We start from the raw sequence: 19,928 nt of genomic DNA, 5'->3' as shown, positions 1-19,928 counted from the left end.
GTTAGTGGGCGATTAGCCGAAGTACGCCTGTGCACCGGGGTGCAGGTCGATGGACATGCCGTCCTGAGCGGTCTCCTTCGAGATGAAGTCCGTCTTGATGGTCAGGTCGTCGACGTTCTCGAAGATGGCCTCGGTGACCGCTTCGACCGTCGCCTCGGGCTGTTCGGCGTTGGTCGCAATCATCGCCTGGACCGAGACGGTCGGGGCGGGGTTTTCGAGACCGTAGGTACCGGACGGGATTTCGTCGTCCGCGTAGAACGGCGCGGCGTCCTTGACGGCCTGCCGGTTGTCGCCCTCGACGGGGACGATGTGGACGTCTTCGGTCGCGGCGAGTTCCTCGATAGCACCGACTGGCCAGCCGCCGACGACGAACGCGGCGTCGATGTCGCCGTTCTTCAGCTGGTCGGATGCCTGCGAGAAACCGGTGTTCTGCTCGGTGAAGTCTTCGATACCGAGGGCTTCGAGAATCTGGGTCGCGTTGACCTGCGTCCCGGAGCCGAGGTCACCGGTGTTGATGGTCGCGCCTTCGAGGTCCGACGGTTGCTCGATGCCCGTGTCGGCGAGCGTGACGATGTGGATGGTCTCAGGGTACAGCGTGGCGACGCCGCTGAGGTTCTCGACGGGGTTTCCGTCGAAGGCGTCGATACCCGTGCCGTTCTTTGCGAAGAACGCGACGTCGTTTTGAATCAGTGCGAAGTCGGCGTTCCCGCGGGCGAGGCTGCCGACGTTCTCGACGGACGCACCGGTCGACTGGACCTGAAGCGTGAAGTCCGTGTTCGCCTCGACGACGGACTTGAACTCGTTCGAGAGCGGGAAGTACGTGCCACCGGTTCCGCCAGCGTGCCACGACAGACGGCTCTCCGTCCCGTCACCGCCGGTTTCGGTGGTCGTCTCTGTCTCCGTCTCTTCGCCGTCCATGCCCTCGTCAGCGGTCGTGGTCGTCTCTTCGTCACCGTCTCCGCCACCGGTACAGCCGGCGAGACCTGTGATACCGATTGCCCCTGTCGCTGCGATGAACTCACGACGATCAAGTTTCCGTACCATACACTACTATTGGACTCAATAGATATATAGTGTTGTTCATGTTAATTACTGTAATGTGTATATTTTCACATTATTGTTGATAAATTATTGCTGTGGAACAATCTTTAAACTCTGAGAATAACGCACCTAGTACGATTAGACAGTTTTGCCTGTCGAATCGAACCAAACCGGCCTCTGTCACATAATTTCCACAATCTATTGATAGGATATGTACGAGTGATGTATGAGTTCTTCATAACTATTGTCTAACACCTCCAAGTAAATAGCCCGTCTCTCGGGGGTCACAAGACATCGGTCGATCGTCGGGGGCCGCGAGTTCGACTCGAAGTGAAGGGGTTGCCGCGTCGGGGGAATTCCCCCGATTCGTCTCCGTGCGAATGTCCCTCACAATAACTCTCTTGGGGTCGGTTTCGTCACGTCCGAGCCGAGTCGAACGGCGGCACTGTCGTGTGGTTTCGACTCGAAGAAAAGGGGTTGAAAATCAGTCGACGATGATGTCGGCGTCCGACGAGGTCGTACTCGACTCGGTTTTCGGTGACATCTGCTCTTCGTATCGAGTAATCCAGTCGGCAAAACAGGTCGGACAGAGTCGCTGGTCGTCGACGGCCGACCCATCGACTTGCAGGCGAACCCGTCGCGCGAGTGGGTCCTCGACTGCTCGGCCGCACCCGTCACACGAGTCGCTCACTGCCCGTCACCTCTCACGCCGCGAGTGTCGTCCATGCTTCGGAGGTGCGCGGGCGACGACTTATGGATTGCCCACGTAGAATCTCGACCAGTCTGCACTCGTCCGTTACGTGGTTCGGAACGCGCGGTCGCCAGCGTCGCCGAGACCGGGGACGATGTAGCCATCGTCGTCGAGGTAGTCGTCGATAGAGACCGTCAACAGGTCGACCTCGGGGAACTCGCCGTCGACGCGGAGGAGTCCGTCCGGCGCGGAGACGGCCGAGAGGACGAACAGTTTCTCGGGGTCGACACCGGCGTTTTCGAGGACGTGGTCGAGGACGGCGCACATCGTCGACCCGGTGGCGAGCATCGGGTCGGCCACGATGACGGTGTCGTCTTCGGTAATCTCGGGGAGTTTGACGTAGTCGATAGTGATGGGGAAGCCGCCTTCGTCGTCCATTCCGGCGTCTTCGTCGCGGCCCGCGGAGATGACGCCCTGCTTCGCTCGGGGGAACGCCTTGAGGAGTCCTTCGACGAACGGCGTCGCCGCGCGGAGGACGTTGATGATGACGACGTTGTCGAGGCCTTTGACGCGCTCGCCGGTCGTCTCTTCGAGCGGCGTCTGGATGGAGACGTACTCGGTCTCCATCGCGCCGTCGATGATTTCGTAGCCGCAGATACGGCCAAGCTTGACGAGGCCCTTGCGGAAGGCAACCTGCGTCGTCTCCACGTCCCGGAGGCGCGAGAGCGTGTCCTTGGCCAGCGCGTGCGTGATGAGGTACGCGTTGTCTCGGTCTTCGATGGGCATCTTACCGAAAATCGGACCCCCGAAGGACATAAATGCGGCTATCGGCCGCCAGCGGCCCCCTGCGGGTGGTTCACGAATCGAACGATATCGCGGTCTCCGGGCCTCGACGCTCAGTTAGTCACGAGATACGTCAGCGCCACGAGGACGAGCGCCGCCGAGGCGACGTTGACGAACGTGAACGCCGCGAGGTCGGCGTACGACAGACCGAACACGACGACCGTGGCGAAGACGGACGAGAGGACGACGTTCATCACGAGCAGCACGCGCGGGTCGCCTTCGCCCCACTCGATTTCACCGACGTCGTCGCTCATTGGCCCGCCTCCGGCTCTATCGTCATCTCTTCGGTCGTTGGCTCGGCTAACACGAGTTCGTCCCCCGGTTCGGTCGGGTAGCGAGTGTCGGTCACGGTTGCACCCGGTTCGAGGACGTGGTCGTCCAATGTTGCTGTCAACGCTTCCTCGTCCACGCCGCGGCCGATGAACACGAGTTCGGTGCGCTTGTCGCCGAACTCGTCGTGCCAGTCGAGTTCAGGGTGGTTGCGCCGATAGGTGTCCTGTTCGAACTCCGGCAGCGACGCAATCCACGGCCCGCTGGCGGTGACGTACGCCGAAGGACCAGCCTGACTGTAGGTGTAGTGAACGTCCTCCGCGCCCGCGACCCACAGCGACCCCTTCGCGCGGACGACCGACTTCGGGAGGTCGCCGAGGACCTCGGCGGCGCCCTCCGGGTCGAGGGGTGCCCGTCGGCGGTAGACGAACGAGGTGACGCCGTAGGTCGCCTCTGCGTGGGAGGTGTCGTCGTGAGTGTCGGTGTTGTGTTCGTGGTCGTCGTGGTGGCCGTGGTCGTGGCCGTCGGGGTGGCTGTGGTTCTCGTCTTCACTCGTGTTGTCTTCCTCGTCAAGAACTGCACGCCACCCGACCGGCGCGTCTGGGTCGTGGACATCGGACAGGAGCAGGTCTACGTCCACGGTGCTGTGGGTCGTCTCGACGACTTCGGCACCCGGACGCAGTGTCTCGACCACGTCGCGGACGCGCGACAACTCGGCGTCGGTGACGAGGTCACGCTTGTTCAGGACGACGAGGTCCGCGCTCTCGACCTGTTCGACGAGGAGGTCCGAAAGCGGTCGGACGGTTCCGTCGGCGTCCTCCGCCACGGTTCGCTCGGGGTCGCCACCGACGAAGGTGTCGGCGAAGAGCCGCGAGTCGACGACGGTCACAAGGCCGGAGACATCGTACAGCGCGGCCGCCCGGGATGTGACGAACAATCTGGCGACCGGTCCCGGTTCGGAGACGCCGGAGGCCTCGACGACGAGGTGGTCGAACGAGCGGTTCTGCGCAAGTCGAACGACGGCCGTCTCCAAGTCGTCCTGTAACTCACAGCAGATACACCCGTTCGAAAGCTCCGTCACACCGCCGCCGACGTCCAGTTCCGACTCGTCTGCGACCAGTTCGGCATCGACGTTCACCTCGCCCATGTCGTTGACGAGAACAGCGATGTCGCGGCCGCCAGCGTTCGTCAACAGGTGATTGAGGAGCGTCGTCTTGCCAGCCCCGAGGCTTCCGCCGAGCACTGTCACGGGGGTGACGTCCCGGGAAGTCATGGACGGGCCTTCCTCGCCATCGTATATCAAGTCGCGGGTATCCCACACGGTCAGTCATGAACGATACGCTTTTGTTTGATAACCAGTGTGTTGTTAACTAATGACGCTCGCCGCGCGCATCGAATCTTTTCTGGAACTCGCAGAAGAGTGGGCTCGCGGCCTCTACCACGGGATGGTTACGCATCCCGCCTACGAGAAGATAGAACAGCAGGCAGAAGACTACGAAGACGCCTTCATGCTGGCGTGTTTCCCCGACGCGTTTGGGATTCCGTCGCCGATTTCGTACTACACCGCCGAACTGCTCCCGTTCCTCGAAGACGAGTTCGAGGCGTGGGAACGGCGGATGTGGGACCGCGGGTCGCTTCTCGAACGCAAGGGCCACCAATATCACTTCTAACATGCGTAAGTTCGTCTTCTTCGGCGGGAAAGGCGGCGTCGGAAAGACGACGATGTCGAGCGCCTACGCGGTCAAGAGCGCCCGTGCTGGGGTTCGGACGCTCCTCGTCTCGACTGACCCGGCACACAGCACCCGCGACGTGTTCGACCAGGTCTTTTCTGACTCACCGTCGTCGGTCGAGGGCGAACCGAACCTCGACGCGATGGAAATCGACCCCGAGACCGAGGTCCGCGAACACCTGATGGAGACGAAGCGGGCGTTGAGCGACCAAGTGAGCCCTGCCATGGTCAACGAAATCGACCGGCAGATAGAGATGGCACACCAGACGCCGGGTGCCCACGAGTCGGCGCTGTTCGACCGCTTTATCGACGTGATGCGGAACGCCGACGAGTACGACCGCGTCGTCTTCGACACCTCGCCGACTGGTGGAACGCTTCGTCTGCTCTCCCTGCCGGAGTACCTCGATGGATGGATTCAGCGCCTCATCCACAAGCGCACGCAGTCTATCGAACTGTTCGAACGCGCGGCCATCGGGAACAACGAACCGCGGCGAATGATGGACGGCGACCCGATTATCGCGCGGTTGGAGAAGCGCCGCGACGACTTCTCGTTCGCGGCCGAGACGCTCCGCGAGGACGCGGCGTTCTATCTCGTCGTCAACCCCGACGAACTGTCGATTCGAGAGACAGAGCGGGCCGTCGAGCAACTCGACTCCTACGGTCTCGACGTGCGGGGCCTCGCAGTCAATCGGCTCACCCCCGAACCCGACCCTGACGAAAACGGCCGGGGTGCTCGGTTCCTCCGCGACAGGGTCGAGACCGAACGGAACCGACTCGCGCAACTCCGTGAGGACTTCGACGCGCCGCTCGTGGCCGAAATCGAGACACGCGTCTCGGAAGTGAAAGGCGACTTCCTCGGCGAGGTCGCGGACGAACTCGATATCGAGGTCGAACCGAGTTCGATACCGGCCGACTGAGACGCGCCTGCGGTTGGCCGTGTCGCCATCGACTACCTGCTGGTATCTATTTTCTTTTCAAAATCATTTTATGTTAATCGTTAACATTAAGGGTATATTATACGTGCCTGCCAGTGGGTCACACTAACATGGTTCAAGTCATTTGGCTGGTCGTCGCCGTACTTGCGATGTTCACGGCCGGGTATTTCGGCTATTCGCGCTATCTCGCGCAGTTCGTCGAACTCGACGATAGTCGAGACACACCCGCCCACAAGTACGAAGACGGACAGGAGTACGTACCGGCGAAAAAGCCGGTCTTACTGGGGCATCACTATTCGAGTATCGCGGGCGGTGCGCCGATTGTCGGTCCGATTACGGCGGGCGTGGTGTGGGGGTGGCTCCCCGCACTGGCGTGGATTGCTATCGGGAACCCACTGCTCGGTAGTGTCCACGACTTCGTGTCGCTGTCGAGTAGCCTGCGACACGAGGGCAAGTCTATCGGCTACATCATCGGCGAGTACGTCGGCGAGCGCGGCAAGAACATGCTGCTTTGGTTCGCGTTCCTGACCATCATCCTCGTCGTCGCGGTGTTCGCCCTCGTGGTGGCTATCGTCTTCAACGCCTACCCGGAGGCGGCGACGGCGAGTCTGGTGTACATCGCCCTCGCGGTGCTGTTCGGGATGTACCTCTATCAGCTGAACCTGCCGTTCCTCCCGGGGACGGTCGGATTCGTCGCAGCGATGTTCGCCGGCGTCTACGCGGGTATCCAGTTCCCCGTCGCGCTGTTCGAACCTGCGGCACGCGCACCGGCATCGACGTTCGTCCTGTTCGGCGAGATGAGTGGCTCGTGGCTCCCGGTCGCGGGGTCGTTCGGAGCCAACACCGCAGCGTGGATTCCGATTATCCTCATTTACGGGGCGTTCGCGAGCGCCCTCCCGGTCTGGGTCCTGCTGCAACCGCGCGACTACCTCTCGTCGTTCCTCCTCTACACGGGCGTCGGCGGGGCGCTCCTCGCGGTCATCGTCGGCACGCTGCTCGGTTCGTCCTCGCAACCGCTCGTGACGAACCTCGAACCGTTCTACGGCTTCATGGGTCGGACCGGAACGCCGTTGTTCCCGCTGTTGTTCATCACCATCGCCTGCGGGACCATCAGCGGGTTCCACTCGCTCGTCTCGTCGGGGACGACCTCGAAGCAACTGAACAAGGAGTCCGACGCTCGGGCGATTGGTTACGGCGGCATGCTCGGCGAAGGCCTACTCGCGACTGTCGCGCTCGCGACGGTCGCTATCGTCGCGCCCGAGGTGGGCAACGGTATCGGGCTCGCACTGCCGACGTTCGCCCAAGGTGGCGGCATCATCCTCACGAGCGTCGGCATCCCGGCGTCCTTCGGCGGGCCGTTCATGGCGCTCGTCCTCGTGAGCTTCCTGCTCACCTCGACCGACACGGCCGTCAGACTCGGGCGCTACATGATGGAGGAAATCGTGGGCACACCCGAGACGCAGGCACAAGCGCTGGCGACGAACCGCTGGGGCAACGCCGCGATACAGACGCTCCCGGCGTACGTCCTCATCGCCAGCGGGTCGTGGCTCACGCTCTGGCAGCTCTTCGGCGGTGCGAACCAGTTGCTCGCCGCACTGGCGCTCCTGACGGTGACCGTGTGGCTGGCTAATTGGGACGACTCGAAGCAACTCCTCAGCACCGGCGCGCCGATGGCGCTCATGGTGACCATCACGACCCTCGGACTGCTGTGGATTGCCATCCACGACAACATCTACGTGAAGTTCATGGACCCGAAGTGGATGGAGTCGGCTGGCCCGGTCGCGATGGCGTCGGCTGTCGTGCAGGTCGTCCTCGCGTTCGTGCTCATCTACTTGGCACTCTCACTCGCCAAGATAGGCTACGAGAATATCCAAGCCGTGCGGGGGTCGACCGGCGGTCGGCCAACGCCGAGCGACGACTGACGAACCTCCCGAGTTTCTTTTTATCGCCGAAGTCGCTCGACGAGTCGCTGCACCACGCCTTTCGAACTCGTCGGTGACGTGTCTGTCCAGAGAGTGAACGCAGCCACGGAGTCCGCGTTTCGGCTCGCGATGGCCGCTTCGTTTTCGGGTGCGACCACGGCGACGTTCATCTCGTAGTGGCCGTGGTAGCCGAATTTGATGAGCGTTCGGTCCGAGAAGTCGGCGACGAAGTCGTGAACGTCGGCGGGGATGTCGGGCGCGACGAGGACGAACGTGAAGTCGGTCCCGAAGTGCTCGGGACTCGGGTCGACCCACTCGTCGGCGAGGACGTGACCCAGTTCGACGAGGCGTTCGAGTTCGGCGACGGTCGCACTGTCGACTCGGCGGGCAAAGAGGTACTCCTTCGCGTGGTGGTTGGCGTAGTTGATAGACGGGTGGACGAACTGCTTTCGCGACTCCATCCGCATCGACCCGAAGAGGTCGAACTGCTCCCCGCGAACCGCGTCGTCTTTCTCCAAGTCGTAGTTGAAAAGCAGGCGGTCGGAGACGCGGTCGAGGTATTCGTCGTCCCAGTCGGGTGCGTCGGGGAGTGAGTCGGACTCGGGGCCGGGTTCTGCGTTGGACTCGGGGTAGGGTTCTGCGTCGGCCTCGGAGTTGGGGGCTGTCTCGGTCTCCGAATCGGAGTCACGCTCGCGAACTCCTGCGTGGTCTACGTCGCTCATTCGTCGTCGGGGTCGTAGCGTGCTGCATCGCCAGTCACCGCGGGCGCGCCGACGGCGAGCAGTTCGACTGGGTCGGACGCGTCCAAGGGGTTGTACGCGCGGTGTGGACTCTCGGGGTCGGCGACGAAGAGACCACCGGACGGAACCTCGAACGTCTCGTCGGGCGTCTCGACGAATAGCGTCCCAGAGAGGACGTAGAACGCCTCTTCTTGTTCTGTGTGGTAGTGATACATCAGTGGTATCTGGTCGCCGGGGGCCGCCCGAAAGTGGTTGAGCGCGACGTTTTCGGCACCGGCCTCGACGCCGATGCGTCGAAGTTCGCTCGGCCGGCCGGCGGTCGGTTCGACGTCGTCCGTGTCTACGACTCGGTATCCCATGTCACGGACCACCACGTTCGACCCTATAAGCCCGTCGTGACTCCCGGAAAACCAACATTTATTCCAGATTGTCACAAATGTCACCGTATGACAGGGACGGAGCGGGAGGCGTGCGGTCGGTGTTCGATGACGACCGTCGTCGATGCGGCCGGAAGCGAGGGTCACGACCCGTTCGGCGACGAGCGAATCGAACTCGACGAGTCCGAACTCCGGGCGGCGTCGCCGTCGGCGTGGTTCGAAGGCATCTCGAAGCGCCTCGACGCGCTCGCCGAGCGGATTATCTACAGGTGAGAGACGCGACTCTCGAAATACGATAGCGCGCCAACACGACAAGTCCCCTCGGAGAGTTTTTATTGTGGGGCACCTACCTCCGACAACGACATGGAAGAGAGCATCTCCGGGTTCAAGCGCCGCGGTTCCTGGGGCGAAGTCGTGGAGCACGGGGAGCGAATCACCCGTGCCCTCCACGATGCCGGCGTCGAGGGAGACGCCTTCACCGACTGGAACGAGTGGCGACCCAAGTCCCACGAGCGACTCGGTGAGGACGTCAACGAGAAGACGGCCCAACAGGCCAGCGTCGCCGAAGGCGAGGGGGAAAAGGCCGGGAAGACACCGAACGACGACCTCAAATCGGCGGGCGAGAAGCTGTCTCGCTCGTACGAGAAGGTCGAAGAGGGAGACAACGAGGCCGCCGTCGAGTCGTGGCAAGACTCCATCAACTACGTCGCCCACGCGGCCGACTCGGTCGGGCGGAAGGCGCTTCGGAAGGTCGAAGACACCGTCTACCGGAAGGTGATGACGCAACTCGCGCCGTACTACTTCGACAACGAACTCGTCAGCGCCAACATCCAGCAGGTCGGTCGCGGGACGGGCGACGAGGAGTTCGTCTTCGAGGTGAACGTCAACGACGACCACCTGAAAGAACAGGTCTCGGAGACGCTCAAGCAGTTCGAAGACGAGGTCGACCGCTGGCACATCGACACCGAAAAAGAGACCGAAGTCGCAGAGGCCGTCGAGGGCGTCGAGACGCCGGTGACAGACGAAAACAAGGACTCGAAATCGACGACGAACTGACGGCTCGCCCACCCCGATGAGACTGCGGTTTCCGGATGGTTTCCGGGTAGTTTCCGGGTAGTTTCCGGGCGGTTCCCGGGCGGTTCCACAGGGGTGTGTCGCCCGGCCGCGGTCTGGTTTTTCTCGCGCACTGGTGTTTCGGTTCGACAATACTGATACCGCTCGGCCGTGTTGGATGGTGTATGCCCGAACCGCTTCGAATCGAATCCGGGGAACTGACGGCTGACGAGATTCTCGATGCGCTCCGTGAGGGCCGCCGCGTCGTCGTCCAAACCGAGATGCTCGGCGGCGTCCACGAGGTGACGCTCCGTCACGACGGGTCTGTGTTCTACTGCGACACGCCGACGACACTCCACAAACACGAAGACGAAGACGGGATGCGGACGTGCGTGATGAACATGGGGTACGCCAAAGACGAGTAGTCGGGGTCGGCGGCGAAGGCGAGCGTGAGGGTTCGGTCGATTCGCCTCTAGGTGAGGCTTTAATCCGACGCACCCCGTACAGCTGTGCATGGCCGATGCACCGGATATGGACGACCTGATGGACACGGATGACCCGAATTTCGGGCACGTCCTCGCGTGCGTCTTCGGAATCCAGAGCCACGAGAGTCGGACGTATCTTGCACTCCTCGACAATCCCGGAAGCACTGTCGCGGAACTGTCGGAGGTTCTCGACCGCGACCGCAGCAACGTCAACCGCTCGCTGACGACGCTTCTGGACAAGGGACTCGCCGAACGGAAACGCCGACTTCTCGACCCCGGCGGATACGTTTACCAGTACACGGCGACGCCGCTCCCGGAGGCAAAAGAGATGATGCACGCCGCCCTCGACGACTGGGCAGAGGACGTTCACGCCCGCATCGAGGCGTTCGGCGAGTCGTAGCCGCGCGCATTCCGAAAAAGCGGTCGGCAGGTGCCGCCCGAACCCACCCGCTTTTATCCTTCTGGTGCCACCGCCCGAGCAATGAGCCTCGAACTCACGGCACCCACCCCCGAGGAGCCATCCGTCGCCGACGATGGCACCTGGCTCGAATGTATCGAGTGCGGCGCGCAGTTCGCGCCGTTCGAGGACGTCCGCTACACCTGCGACGACTGCGACGGACTCCTCGAAGTTCGCTACGCCACCCCACCCACGTGGGACGACTTCGACGGGCGCGGCGTCTGGCGCTACAACGCCGCACTCCCGTTTGAAGAGGGCGTATCCCTCCCCGAGGGCGCGACCCCGTTGCACGAAGTCCCCCGCCTCGAAGCGGCTATCGGCGTCGAGACGCTCCGCATCAAACACGAGGGAATGAACCCGACCGGGTCGTTCAAGGACCGCGGGATGACAGTCGGCGTGCGCGTCGCCAAGGAACTCGGCGTCGGCCGCCTCGCCTGTGCATCGACCGGGAACACCTCGGCAGCGCTCGCCGCCTACGGCGCTCGCGGTGGGATGGAGACGCTCGTCCTCCTCCCGTCCGGGAAGGTCGCCGCCGGGAAAATCGCGCAGGCCGCGCTCCACGACGCGCGCATCCTCGAAGTCGACGGCAACTTCGACTCCTGTCTCGATATCGTGCAGGACCTCGCCGCGCGCGGAGAGGTCTACCTCCTCAACTCGCTGAACCCCTTCCGCCTCGAAGGCCAGAAGACAATCGGTCTCGAAATCCTCGAAGAGTTCCACGAGGACTACGGCACCTACCCCGACCGCATCGTTCTCCCGGTCGGCAACGCGGGCAACACCTCGGCACTCTACAAGGCGTTCCGCGAACTCGTCCAGTCGGGCGCGCTCGACGCCGACGAGGTGCCAAAACTGACCGGCGTGCAGGCAGAGGGTGCCGCACCGATGGTCGAGGCCGTCGAAAACGGGTGGGACGACACGAAGCGCTGGGACGACGTCGAGACGAAAGCTACCGCGATTCGCATCGGCAACCCGGTCAACGCGCCGAAGGCGCTGCCCGGCATCCGCGAGACGGGTGGCACGGCCGTGTCGGTTTCCGACGAGGAAATCACCGAGGCGCAGCGCGACCTCGCGGCCGAGGGCGTCGGCGTCGAACCCGCCTCTGCGGCCTCGGTCGCGGGCCTGCGAAAGCTCCGAAACGAGGGTGTCGTCGGGGAAGACGAGCAGGTCGTCTGTCTCACGACCGGCCACCTGCTGAAGGACCCCGACGCGGCGTTCGAAGCGGGCGACGACCCCGAACCCGTTCCGAACGACACCGACGCGGTCCTCGACCACCTCGCCGAGTAGACCGCCTCGCCGTCGACACGGGCTGACGGCGTAGTCGACACGGGCTGACGGGAGACCGTGGCGGACGCGCGTCAGTTGTGCGTCTGACACATTCTTTTCATTCTGTGGTACGTTGTGCCACACGATGTCGCTCACCAGCATGCCGACCGGAACCGTGAGTCGGGACGGGACCGGGTCGCGAACGTACCCACTGGACGGGTCGGAATCCAGTGACACCACGGCCGAGTCCACCGTGACGCACCGTCGAGAACCAGCTTCCAGCACCGCATCCGTCGACGATTCGCCCGTCGGAGCAGCGCACACCGCGTCGCAGCCGTCTGGGTCGCCCAAAACTGCGCCAGCCACCACGGATGCGAGGTCACTCCGCCGCGAGAACGAGGCGCTCCGCGAGACCAACGCCCAGCTCAAGGCCCAACTCGAAGCGGCCTACGAGGACAAACAAAACGTCATCGACCGCTACGAACGAATCGTCAGCGAACTGCAATCGAGGTCGTCGCCGAGCGATGCATCTCTAAAGCGGCCGTCGAAGCAGTCGCCAAAGAAAGCGTCACGGAAGCGTCGGCGGGGCACCCCGCAATCACTTCCCGAACGTGTGATGGCCCACGTGTTGTCGGCCGTGGGACTCTACTGACCGGTTAGAGCGTGATGACGTCCACGTCGATGATGCGGTCATCGCCGAGGAGCGTTTCGCGGACGTCGTCAGGAATCTCGTCGTCGAGGTTGTAGACGGTCAGTGCCTCGCCGCCGGCTTTCGCGCGGCGAGCGTTGAACATCCCAGCGATGTTGACGTCGTTCTCACCGAGGACGGTGCCGATGAAGCCGATGACGCCCGGCTTGTCGTAGTTGCGCGCGACCAGCATGTAGCCGTGCGGAATTGCGTCGAGGCGGTAGCCGTCGATGCGGACGATACGCGGGTCCTCGCCCGCGAAGAGCGTTCCGGCGATAGTCATCTCCTCGTCGCCGTTGCGGACGGTGACCTCGACGAGACTCTGGAAGTCCTCAGACTGGCGAGACTTCGACTCGGTCACGTCGATGCCGCGTTCCTTCGCAATCTGCGGGGCGTTGACGGCGTTGACCTGCCATTCGAGCGGCGTGAAGACGCCTTTCAGCGCGGATGCCGTGACGAGTTCGACGTCCTCGGCGGCGATGTCGCCCTGATAGCTGACTTCGACTTCGCCGATACGACCATCGAGAAGCTGGGCGGCAATCTTGCCGGCGGTCTCCGCGATGTCGATGTACGGGCGAATGCGCGGGAAGGCGCTCTCGTCGACCGATGGCGCGTTGAGCGCGTTCATCACCGGCTCTTCGCGGAGCGCGGCAACGACTTGGTCGGCCGTCGAGACGGCGACGTTCTCCTGTGCGGCCGAGGTGGACGCACCGAGGTGTGGCGTGACGACGACATCGTCCACGGAGAGAAGCGGGTTGTCGGCCGAGACGGGTTCGTCGGCGAACACGTCGACCGCCGCGCCGTCGAGGACGCCGTCTTCGACTGCCTGCGCGAGGGCCGCCTCGTCGACGACGCCACCGCGGGCGCAGTTGATGAGGTAGCCGCTTCCCATCGTCTCCAGTTCGTCGGTGGAGATGAGACCTTCCGTCTCGGGCGTCAGCGGCGTGTGGACGGTCAGGAAGTCGGCGCGGGAGAGGCAGTCGTCGAATTCGACGAGCTCTGCACCGAGTTGCTCGGCGCGCTCTTGGCCGATGTAGGGGTCGTAGGCGACGATGTCCATTCCGAGGGAGTCGAACTTCTTTGCGACTTCCTGGCCGACGCGGCCGAGGCCGACGACGCCGAGGGTCTTGCCGTTGACTTCGTTGCCGAGGTAGTCGGATTTGGCCCACTCGCCGTCTTTCAGGCGGACGTGTGCCTGCGGAATCGAGCGAGCGGCGGCGAAGCCCATCGCGACGGTGTGTTCGGCGGCCGCACGGACGTTCCCTTCGGGAGCGTTGGCGACGATGACGCCGTGTTCGGTTGCGGCCTCGATGTCGATGTTGTCGACGCCGATTCCGGCACGACCGACGATGACGAGGTCAGATGCCGCCTCGAGCACTTCGGACGTGACCTGCGTTCCGGAGCGGACGATGAGTCCGTTCGCGTCGGAGACGGCTTCGAGCAGCGCGTCACCTTCGACTTCGTAGGCGGTCTCTACCTCGTAACCGGCCTCTCGTAACCGGTCCAGACCCGCGTCGGCAATCGGGTCTGTGACGAGTACCTTCATGCGCGTACGGAGTTACTCATGTGGGTTAAGAGTTGTCACAACGGCCGTTTTGGTGACAGTGTGAGTGTCTTGCATGGGAATGAATATGTGTGGATATTTTCACAACCTTCGGGATTCTGCCGACGCGGAAGCTTTGAAACCCCACGCGTCCGACGGACAGATATGCGAATCATCGCCTTCGACTTCGACGGCACGCTCTCGGACTCGGAGATGACCGTGTTGCTCGGCCGACGAAACGGCACCGCCGACGAGATGGCCGATATCACCGAACGCGCCATGAACGACGAGATTAGCTACGCGGAGAGCCTTCGCTCGCGCGCTCGCCTGCTCGAAGGGCTCGAAGAGGAACTCGCCGAGGAGGCCTACGGCGAGGTCGAACTCCGCCCGGGCGCGGCCGACCTCATCCAGCGACTCCGCGACTACGGCCACCACGTCGCCATCTTCACCGGCGGGTTCGAACGCGGCGTCCAGCGCGCACTCGAAAAAGAGGGGGTCGAAGTCGACGACATCGTCTCGAACCGCCTGCCTGTGAAGGGTGGCCGTCTCACCGGCGACGTCGAAGGCTCGCTCATCGAGGGGACGAAAGACACCGCGCTCGAAAATCACGCCGCCGAACACGACGTCCCACTCGACCGCACCGTTGCGGTCGGCGACGGCGCGAACGACCTGCCGATGCTCGAAATCGCCGGACTCTCGGTCGGTTTCGTCCCCAAAGACGCCGTCCGTCCGGCCTGTGACGTGGTCGTCTCCTCGATGGACCGACTCGGCAAGGTGTTCGAGGGCTACAACATCCTCGACGCCGACGACGCCTGATTGGCTGAACTCTGCTAACATTTATCACACTTCGAATCGTATCGGATTTCATGTCAATTAGTGACGTGAATACACCCGAGCTATGGGTAGCGGGGTTCGTTTTCGTGGCCCTCGCACTCGCCGCCCAGTTCGAGGGAGTTGTCCTCTTCGACTTCCGAACGCTGGGCATCGATAAATCGATTCCCGCCACCGTGGCAGTGGTGGGGACGATGTTGGGACTGTGGTGGTTAGAAAACGAGTAGCTTTTCGAGAATCGGTGTTCAATATTTAATTCGAATTTCAATTAAACAACTCACGCAGTACGATAACTTCCAACGACCGAATCAATCGCTCGACGGGCGAACACCGGTTGAGGAGGTCACTAACTAGACAGTGCCCAGTAAGTCGAAGCATCACTGACGAATAGTGTTCAAAACTCAGATGAGTTTCCGGTCGGTACGTCTCATGTATGGACCGCCGTACGCTCCTCCAGTCTGCCAGCACTCTCGTCATCGGTGGTTGCCTTGCTGGCTGTACTCGTTTTCCGCCTCGCTCGACTGCCGCAGCCGAGTGTGCACCGGGCTACCAGGCGACCGACATCGACGTTCCCACAGACCTGCCGGCAGCAACTGACGCTGGGGTCACACTCACTCTCACACCACAAACAGTGGCCCCTACAGAGGCAGTTACTGCCACCCTGCGTAATGGAACACAGACTGCGATTGACGTCTCTGCCACGCCCAGATTCACGATTCAGGGGTTGAACTCGAATGACGAGTGGACACACGCACTCGGCGTTGCGACGGACCACACGTGGACTGAGACCACCAACTCCCTCGCCCCGGGTGCTGTCGACCAATGGTCGTTCAAACCACAGCGTGGTGGCTTTCCAGAACCCTACGAACGGTGTCAGGCCTTTGTACCGGGAACCTATCGGGTCGTGTACTACGGCTGGGCAGCGTCGCGGCCACTACTCGCTGCAGAGTTCACCGTCACCGAGTCGTAGGTGCGTGATGTCTCACCCGACACTCACAGTTGAACGCCACTGCGACAGGGCGTAAAAAGGGCTCAGGAGTGTGCGATACGCCGCTCTGCTTGTTACGCTAGGGATACTCTCTTACGTTGGTGAGTCGCAGACGGCCGAGCGGCTAGCATCGAAGGACTTCGTTTCGCGGATGGGGAGTGTGGCTCGCTTCCAAGTCACTTCCAGCGGGGTCTCGACGGCAGTTTCCGTGCATGTACAATCGCTGCCGTCAAAGAGCGCGAGACTCCCTGGGTTGAAGATGGCATTCGTCTTGGCCGCTTTTGAGGACTCCTCAAGCTTCATTCGGTCCCGTCCGATGTTATCGCCTTGGCTGCTTTCGTAGGCGACGGCATCGATGGGGTTCGAGTACTCGTACGAGACACCGACTGAGCCAGTACTCAGTGCTAAACCTGTCGGGGAAACGACTAAGTGGGTGTGTAAAGCATCCTTTACTGTAAAGCACGCTTTACACACGGTGCTTTACACACAGCCATGACACAGGTCCAACAGACTTCGACACCTCGGCTCTCCAAGCAGCGACGGTATCGGTACTTGATGTACGCGTTCCTCCTCGGCGGCGTCGCCGTGGGACTCGGGCTTAGATCCCTCGACTACCACGTCCTCAGTGAAGCAGTCTACTGGGTCGGCATCGTCGGCGCACTCGTCGTCTGGAAAGGGACTTCGGTTACTCTCTTCGACGAGCGAGACAAAGCAATCGACCGACGGGCGAGTCAACTCACGATGACAGTCACTGCGGTACTCCTCATCGTCGGTGCGTCGGTCGTCCGACTCGGCACGCAACTTGGGATGGTGGACGCGCCCCCGATGGTCCACGGTGCGCTGTACGGCTACGTTTCGGTGGCCGTTATCTTCGGCCTCAGCTATCTCTGGGTCCGATACCGGCCATGAAGAACGCCGTGAGGGCACACCGAGAGGACGCGAATCTGAGTCAGGGAGAACTCGCGGAAGCGGTCGGCGTCACGAGACAGACCATCAACGCCATCGAACGCGAGCGGTACGACCCCTCGCTGGAACTGGCGTTCAAACTCGCCGCGCACTTCGAGTGTCGCGTCGAAGACCTCTTCGACCCGGAACTCGACGCCGATTCGACCGCGTAAAAAAGCCGCTTTTCTTCGCTGAATCTACCGGTTCAGCGTGTGAATCGCCTGTCCGAGCGCGTTCTCGGCGGCCTCCATGACCGCTTCGGCGAGCGTCGGGTGCGTGTGGATGGTCGAGGCGATGTCTTCGAGCGTCGCGCCCATCTCGATGGCGAGTGCGACTTCGGCGACGAGTTCGGACGCCTCGGGGCCGACGATTTGGGCACCGAGGACGAAGCCGGACTCCTCGTCGGCGACGATGCGCACGAAGCCGTCAGCGTGGCCCGTGGTGAGCGCGCGACCGGACGCGCGGAAGGGCATCTGGCCGACGACGGGCGTGAAGCCAGCCTCTTCTGCCTCCTCTTCGGTCATGCCGACCGTACCGATTTCGGGGTCGGTGAAGACGGCGGCCGGAACGGCCTGACTGTCGAAGGCGACGGGTTCGCCGGCGATGTGTTCGGCGGCGACGATGCCTTCCTTGGAGGCGACGTGGGCGAGCATCGGCGTGTCGGCGACGACGTCACCGACCGCGTAGATGTTCTCGGCTTCGGTTCGGCGGAAGTCGTCGACTTCGATGAAGCCGCGTTCGTTGGTCTCGATACCGGCGTTTTCGAGCTCCATCGTGTCGGCGACCGGCTCGCGGCCGACGGCGACGAGCACCTTGTCGGCGCGGTACTCGTTTTCGTCGCCGCCTTCCAGTTCGGTCGTGACGATGATGCCGTCGTCTTCCTCGCGCCAGCTACTCGCACCTTCGCCGAAGTGCATGTCGATGCCGAGGTCTTCCGCGCGTTGGCGGACGACGCGGGCGACGTCGGACTCGTAGCCCGGCAGGATGTCGTCGAGCATCTCGACGACGGTCACGTCGGAGCCGAGCTTGGCGAACGTCGTGGAGAGTTCCATGCCGATGTAGCCGCCGCCGACGACGACGAGGCGGTCCGGGATGGAGTCGGCCGCGAGAGCGTCGCGGGAGGACCACACGTGTTCGTCTTCGAACTCGAAGCCGGGAATCTGGATGACGCGCGACCCGGTGGCGATGATGCAGTGTTCGAACTCGATGGTCTCCGAGCCCTGTCCTTCGCCGCCGTGGGCGATGCGGACGGCGTTTTCGTCTTTGAACCGAGCGGTCCCTTCGACGAGGTTGACGCCGTTTGCCTTACAGAGCTTTTCGACGCCGCCGGTGAGCTGGTCCACGACGCCGTCTTTCCAGTCGCGCAGTTGCGACATATCGACGACGGGGTCGGCGTGGATACCCATCTCCTCGGCGTGGCCCGCCTCGTGGGCGAGGTCGGACCCCGTGATGAGCGCCTTCGAGGGGATACACCCGTAGTTCAGGCAGGTCCCGCCGTAGGCGTCGCGCTCGACGAGCGTGGTGTCGAGGCCCTGCTGTGCGGCACGGATGGCGGCCACGTAGCCGCCCGGTCCGGCACCAATGACCAGTACGTCGGTTCCGGTTGCGATGTCTCCGACGACCATTATTCGAGCACCAACAGCTTGGGGTCTTCGAGCAGTTCCTTGATACGGTTCGTGAAGCGGGCACCCTGTGCACCGTCGACGATGCGGTGGTCGAACGACAGCGAGAGCGTGAGCACCTTGCGTGGCACGATTTCACCGTCGATTACCCGTGGCTTATCCTTGATGGCTCCGACGGCGAGGATTGCCACTTCTGGGTAGTTGATGATGGGCGTGGCGTACTCGCCGCCGATGCCACCGATGTTGGTGATGGTGAAGGTGCCGCCGCGCATCTCGCTGGGCGAAATCTTGCGGTTGCGGGCCTTCTCGACGAGTTCGTTCATCTCGTCGGCGATTTCGAGCATGCCCTTGCGGTCGGCCTCGTCGACGACCGGAACCATGAGACCGGCGTCCGTCGCGGCCGCGACGCCGATGTTGTACTCGTCGCGGAGGACGATTTCCTCGTTCTCCTCGTCGAGTTGCGAGTTCATGTACGGGAAGTCCTTCAGCGCCGCGATGACCGCCTTCATCACGAACGGCATGTAGGTGAGCTTCGTGTCTTGCTCGGCCGCGACGGGCTTGAGCTGCTCGCGCAGTTCGACGAGCTCCGTCACGTCAACTTCGTCGTGGTGGGTGACGTGCGGCGCGGTGTACTTCGACTGCTGCATCTGGTCGGCGATGGCCTTGCGGACGCCCTTGAACGGGACGCGCTCGCCAGCGGCGGGGCCGGTGTCGGCCGTCTCGGCGCTCGCGGTGCCAGCCTCGGGTTCGGCGGAGACTGCCTGTGCGTCTGCGGCCTGCGCCTGCTGCTGTGCCTGGGCGTACTCTTGGACGGCTTCGGGAGAGACGAACGCCTGCCCGTCGCGGGTCTCGCTCGGGGGCACGGCGTTGATGTCGACGCCTTTCTCCTCTGCCATCGCTCGGGTCGCGGGCGCGGCGAGCGTCTTGTCGCGGTCGGCGCTCTCGGTCGTCACGGCCGCGCTTTCGCTGGATTGGACCGCCGCCTGTCCGTTGCCCTCGATGGAGCGCGGACTCTCGTCGGTCGCCTCCGCCGTTGCCTCGGATTCGGACTCGGCGGCTGCACGAACGTCGCCTTCGGTCACGCGGCCACTCGGGCCGGAACCGTCGACGGTCGAGAGGTCGACGCCGAGTTCACGGGCGAGACGCCGGACGCTCGGCGGTGCGAACACGCGACCGCCGGATTCGCCGTCGTCTTCCGCTTCTTCTGGTTCGGATTCGGTCTCTGGCTCGGGTTCGGCCGTCTCTTCGACGTCGGCGTCGTCACCGACCTGAATGGTGATGATGACGTTGCCGACGGGCACCATCTCGCCTTCCTCGGCGAGCAGTTCCTTGACCGTCCCGTTGAACGGGGACGGAACGTCGACGAGTGCCTTGTCGGTCTCGACCTCGGCGAGCACTTGGTCTTCGGTTACTTCGTCGCCGGGAGAGACGTGCCACGTTACGAGTTCGCCTTCTGCGACGCCTTCGCCAACGTCGGGGAGTTTGAATTCTTCGAGGGGCATTGG

General features: G+C 63.0%; 25 protein-coding genes and 1 pseudogene. 15 read left to right on the top strand and 11 right to left on the bottom strand.

Annotation, left to right across the window (positions count from 1 at the left end; translation table 11 throughout):
* Positions 1-12: 12 nt before the first annotated feature.
* The 5 genes from KU306_RS04485 to KU306_RS04465 form a co-directional block, all read right to left on the bottom strand.
* Positions 13-1,044 carry a TAXI family TRAP transporter solute-binding subunit gene (locus tag KU306_RS04485; protein ID WP_258303004.1) on the bottom strand — a complete coding sequence of 344 codons (1,032 nt, stop codon included), beginning with the start codon at positions 1,042-1,044 and terminating at the stop codon, positions 13-15.
* 481 nt (positions 1,045-1,525) lie between these two features.
* Entirely contained in the window at positions 1,526-1,732 is a 207-nt protein-coding gene (locus KU306_RS04480) for a DUF7569 family protein (protein ID WP_007543896.1), read from the bottom strand.
* A gap of 105 nt (positions 1,733-1,837) precedes the next feature.
* Positions 1,838-2,518 (bottom strand): uracil phosphoribosyltransferase, encoded by a 681-nt coding sequence (gene upp, locus KU306_RS04475; protein WP_007543894.1) that lies wholly within the window; start codon positions 2,516-2,518, stop codon positions 1,838-1,840.
* Between the two features lie 110 nt (positions 2,519-2,628).
* Positions 2,629-2,829 carry a DUF8107 family protein gene (locus tag KU306_RS04470; RefSeq protein ID WP_007543892.1) on the bottom strand — a complete coding sequence of 67 codons (201 nt, stop codon included), beginning with the start codon at positions 2,827-2,829 and terminating at the stop codon, positions 2,629-2,631.
* Positions 2,826-4,118: a CobW family GTP-binding protein gene (locus KU306_RS04465; RefSeq protein WP_258303003.1), complete on the bottom strand. Its 1,293-nt coding sequence runs from the start codon at positions 4,116-4,118 to the stop codon at positions 2,826-2,828. Before KU306_RS04465 ends, KU306_RS04470 begins: the two co-directional genes overlap by 4 nt.
* Before the next feature lie 100 nt (positions 4,119-4,218).
* On the opposite strand from KU306_RS04465, the gene KU306_RS04460 reads away from it, so the two are divergent.
* The 3 genes from KU306_RS04460 (at position 4,219) to KU306_RS04450 (ending at position 7,431) form a co-directional block, all read left to right on the top strand.
* Positions 4,219-4,515 (top strand): DUF7990 family protein, encoded by a 297-nt coding sequence (locus tag KU306_RS04460; RefSeq protein WP_007543888.1) that lies wholly within the window; start codon positions 4,219-4,221, stop codon positions 4,513-4,515.
* Between the two features lies 1 nt (position 4,516).
* A complete protein-coding gene (locus tag KU306_RS04455; protein WP_258303002.1) occupies positions 4,517-5,491 on the top strand; it encodes an ArsA family ATPase in 975 nt (324 codons plus the stop codon).
* Positions 5,492-5,619: 128 nt separating this feature from the next.
* Positions 5,620-7,431 (top strand): carbon starvation CstA family protein, encoded by a 1,812-nt coding sequence (locus KU306_RS04450; protein WP_258303001.1) that lies wholly within the window; start codon positions 5,620-5,622, stop codon positions 7,429-7,431.
* A 20-nt stretch (positions 7,432-7,451) separates the two neighbouring features.
* Here KU306_RS04450 and KU306_RS04445 read toward each other — a convergent pair whose 3' ends face one another.
* Together KU306_RS04445 and KU306_RS04440 are read right to left on the bottom strand one after the other, a co-directional pair.
* Positions 7,452-8,153 carry a DUF8052 family protein gene (locus tag KU306_RS04445; protein WP_258303000.1) on the bottom strand — a complete coding sequence of 234 codons (702 nt, stop codon included), beginning with the start codon at positions 8,151-8,153 and terminating at the stop codon, positions 7,452-7,454.
* Positions 8,150-8,530 carry a cupin domain-containing protein gene (locus KU306_RS04440; RefSeq protein ID WP_049918826.1) on the bottom strand — a complete coding sequence of 127 codons (381 nt, stop codon included), beginning with the start codon at positions 8,528-8,530 and terminating at the stop codon, positions 8,150-8,152. Before KU306_RS04440 ends, KU306_RS04445 begins: the two co-directional genes overlap by 4 nt.
* Before the next feature lie 87 nt (positions 8,531-8,617).
* On the opposite strand from KU306_RS04440, the gene KU306_RS04435 reads away from it, so the two are divergent.
* From KU306_RS04435 to KU306_RS04410, 6 genes are all read left to right on the top strand, one after another.
* A complete protein-coding gene (locus tag KU306_RS04435; protein WP_258302999.1) occupies positions 8,618-8,821 on the top strand; it encodes a DUF8007 family protein in 204 nt (67 codons plus the stop codon).
* 90 nt (positions 8,822-8,911) lie between these two features.
* Positions 8,912-9,604, top strand: a complete 693-nt coding sequence (locus KU306_RS04430) for a DUF5828 family protein (protein WP_258302998.1) — start codon at positions 8,912-8,914, stop codon at positions 9,602-9,604.
* A 182-nt stretch (positions 9,605-9,786) separates the two neighbouring features.
* Positions 9,787-10,026 (top strand): DUF8001 family protein, encoded by a 240-nt coding sequence (locus KU306_RS04425; protein WP_007543877.1) that lies wholly within the window; start codon positions 9,787-9,789, stop codon positions 10,024-10,026.
* Between the two features lie 88 nt (positions 10,027-10,114).
* The gene (locus KU306_RS04420; protein WP_007543876.1) at positions 10,115-10,486 is read left to right on the top strand and encodes a helix-turn-helix domain-containing protein; all 372 of its coding nucleotides are present in this window, start codon (positions 10,115-10,117) and stop codon (positions 10,484-10,486) included.
* Between the two features lie 81 nt (positions 10,487-10,567).
* Positions 10,568-11,827 carry a threonine synthase gene (gene thrC, locus KU306_RS04415; RefSeq protein WP_007543875.1) on the top strand — a complete coding sequence of 420 codons (1,260 nt, stop codon included), beginning with the start codon at positions 10,568-10,570 and terminating at the stop codon, positions 11,825-11,827.
* A gap of 124 nt (positions 11,828-11,951) precedes the next feature.
* Positions 11,952-12,458, top strand: a complete 507-nt coding sequence (locus KU306_RS04410) for a hypothetical protein (protein WP_049918824.1) — start codon at positions 11,952-11,954, stop codon at positions 12,456-12,458.
* Between the two features lie 4 nt (positions 12,459-12,462).
* Here KU306_RS04410 and serA read toward each other — a convergent pair whose 3' ends face one another.
* Positions 12,463-14,040 (bottom strand): phosphoglycerate dehydrogenase, encoded by a 1,578-nt coding sequence (serA, locus tag KU306_RS04405; RefSeq protein ID WP_258302997.1) that lies wholly within the window; start codon positions 14,038-14,040, stop codon positions 12,463-12,465.
* Between the two features lie 162 nt (positions 14,041-14,202).
* Here serA and serB point away from each other — a divergent pair, with 162 nt between their 5' ends.
* From serB to KU306_RS04385, 4 genes and pseudogenes are all read left to right on the top strand, one after another.
* A complete protein-coding gene (gene serB / locus KU306_RS04400; RefSeq protein WP_258302996.1) occupies positions 14,203-14,853 on the top strand; it encodes a phosphoserine phosphatase SerB in 651 nt (216 codons plus the stop codon).
* 50 nt (positions 14,854-14,903) lie between these two features.
* Entirely contained in the window at positions 14,904-15,095 is a 192-nt protein-coding gene (locus KU306_RS04395) for a hypothetical protein (protein WP_007543866.1), read from the top strand.
* A 46-nt stretch (positions 15,096-15,141) separates the two neighbouring features.
* Positions 15,142-15,222: pseudogene (locus KU306_RS04390) on the top strand (IS6 family transposase); the annotation flags it as partial.
* 79 nt (positions 15,223-15,301) lie between these two features.
* Positions 15,302-15,838: a hypothetical protein gene (locus KU306_RS04385; RefSeq protein WP_258302995.1), complete on the top strand. Its 537-nt coding sequence runs from the start codon at positions 15,302-15,304 to the stop codon at positions 15,836-15,838.
* A 111-nt stretch (positions 15,839-15,949) separates the two neighbouring features.
* On the opposite strand, the gene KU306_RS04380 is transcribed toward KU306_RS04385, so the two are convergent.
* A complete protein-coding gene (locus KU306_RS04380; protein ID WP_258302994.1) occupies positions 15,950-16,159 on the bottom strand; it encodes a hypothetical protein in 210 nt (69 codons plus the stop codon).
* Positions 16,160-16,348: 189 nt separating this feature from the next.
* On the opposite strand from KU306_RS04380, the gene KU306_RS04375 reads away from it, so the two are divergent.
* Positions 16,349-16,765, top strand: a complete 417-nt coding sequence (locus KU306_RS04375) for a DUF2178 domain-containing protein (protein ID WP_049918821.1) — start codon at positions 16,349-16,351, stop codon at positions 16,763-16,765.
* On the top strand, positions 16,762-16,974 hold the full coding sequence (locus KU306_RS04370; protein WP_258302993.1) for a helix-turn-helix transcriptional regulator: 213 nt from the start codon (positions 16,762-16,764) through the stop codon (positions 16,972-16,974). Before KU306_RS04375 ends, KU306_RS04370 begins: the two co-directional genes overlap by 4 nt.
* A 24-nt stretch (positions 16,975-16,998) precedes the next feature.
* Here the strand turns inward: KU306_RS04370 and lpdA are convergent, their stop codons facing one another.
* Complete coding sequence (gene lpdA / locus KU306_RS04365) at positions 16,999-18,426, bottom strand: dihydrolipoyl dehydrogenase (RefSeq protein WP_258302992.1); 1,428 nt, start codon at positions 18,424-18,426, stop codon at positions 16,999-17,001.
* Positions 18,426-19,925, bottom strand: coding sequence for a dihydrolipoamide acetyltransferase family protein (locus KU306_RS04360; RefSeq protein ID WP_007543855.1), 1,500 nt, complete (start codon positions 19,923-19,925; stop codon positions 18,426-18,428). The genes lpdA and KU306_RS04360 overlap by 1 nt, the downstream gene beginning before the upstream one ends.
* Positions 19,926-19,928: the final 3 nt, after the last annotated feature.

It is taken from the genome of Haloferax larsenii (genome assembly GCF_024730625.1).
GTDB classification, from domain to species: domain Archaea; phylum Halobacteriota; class Halobacteria; order Halobacteriales; family Haloferacaceae; genus Haloferax; species Haloferax larsenii.
The sequence above is the reverse complement of the archived record's forward strand: the minus strand, read 5'-3'. Positions and strand labels throughout refer to the sequence as shown.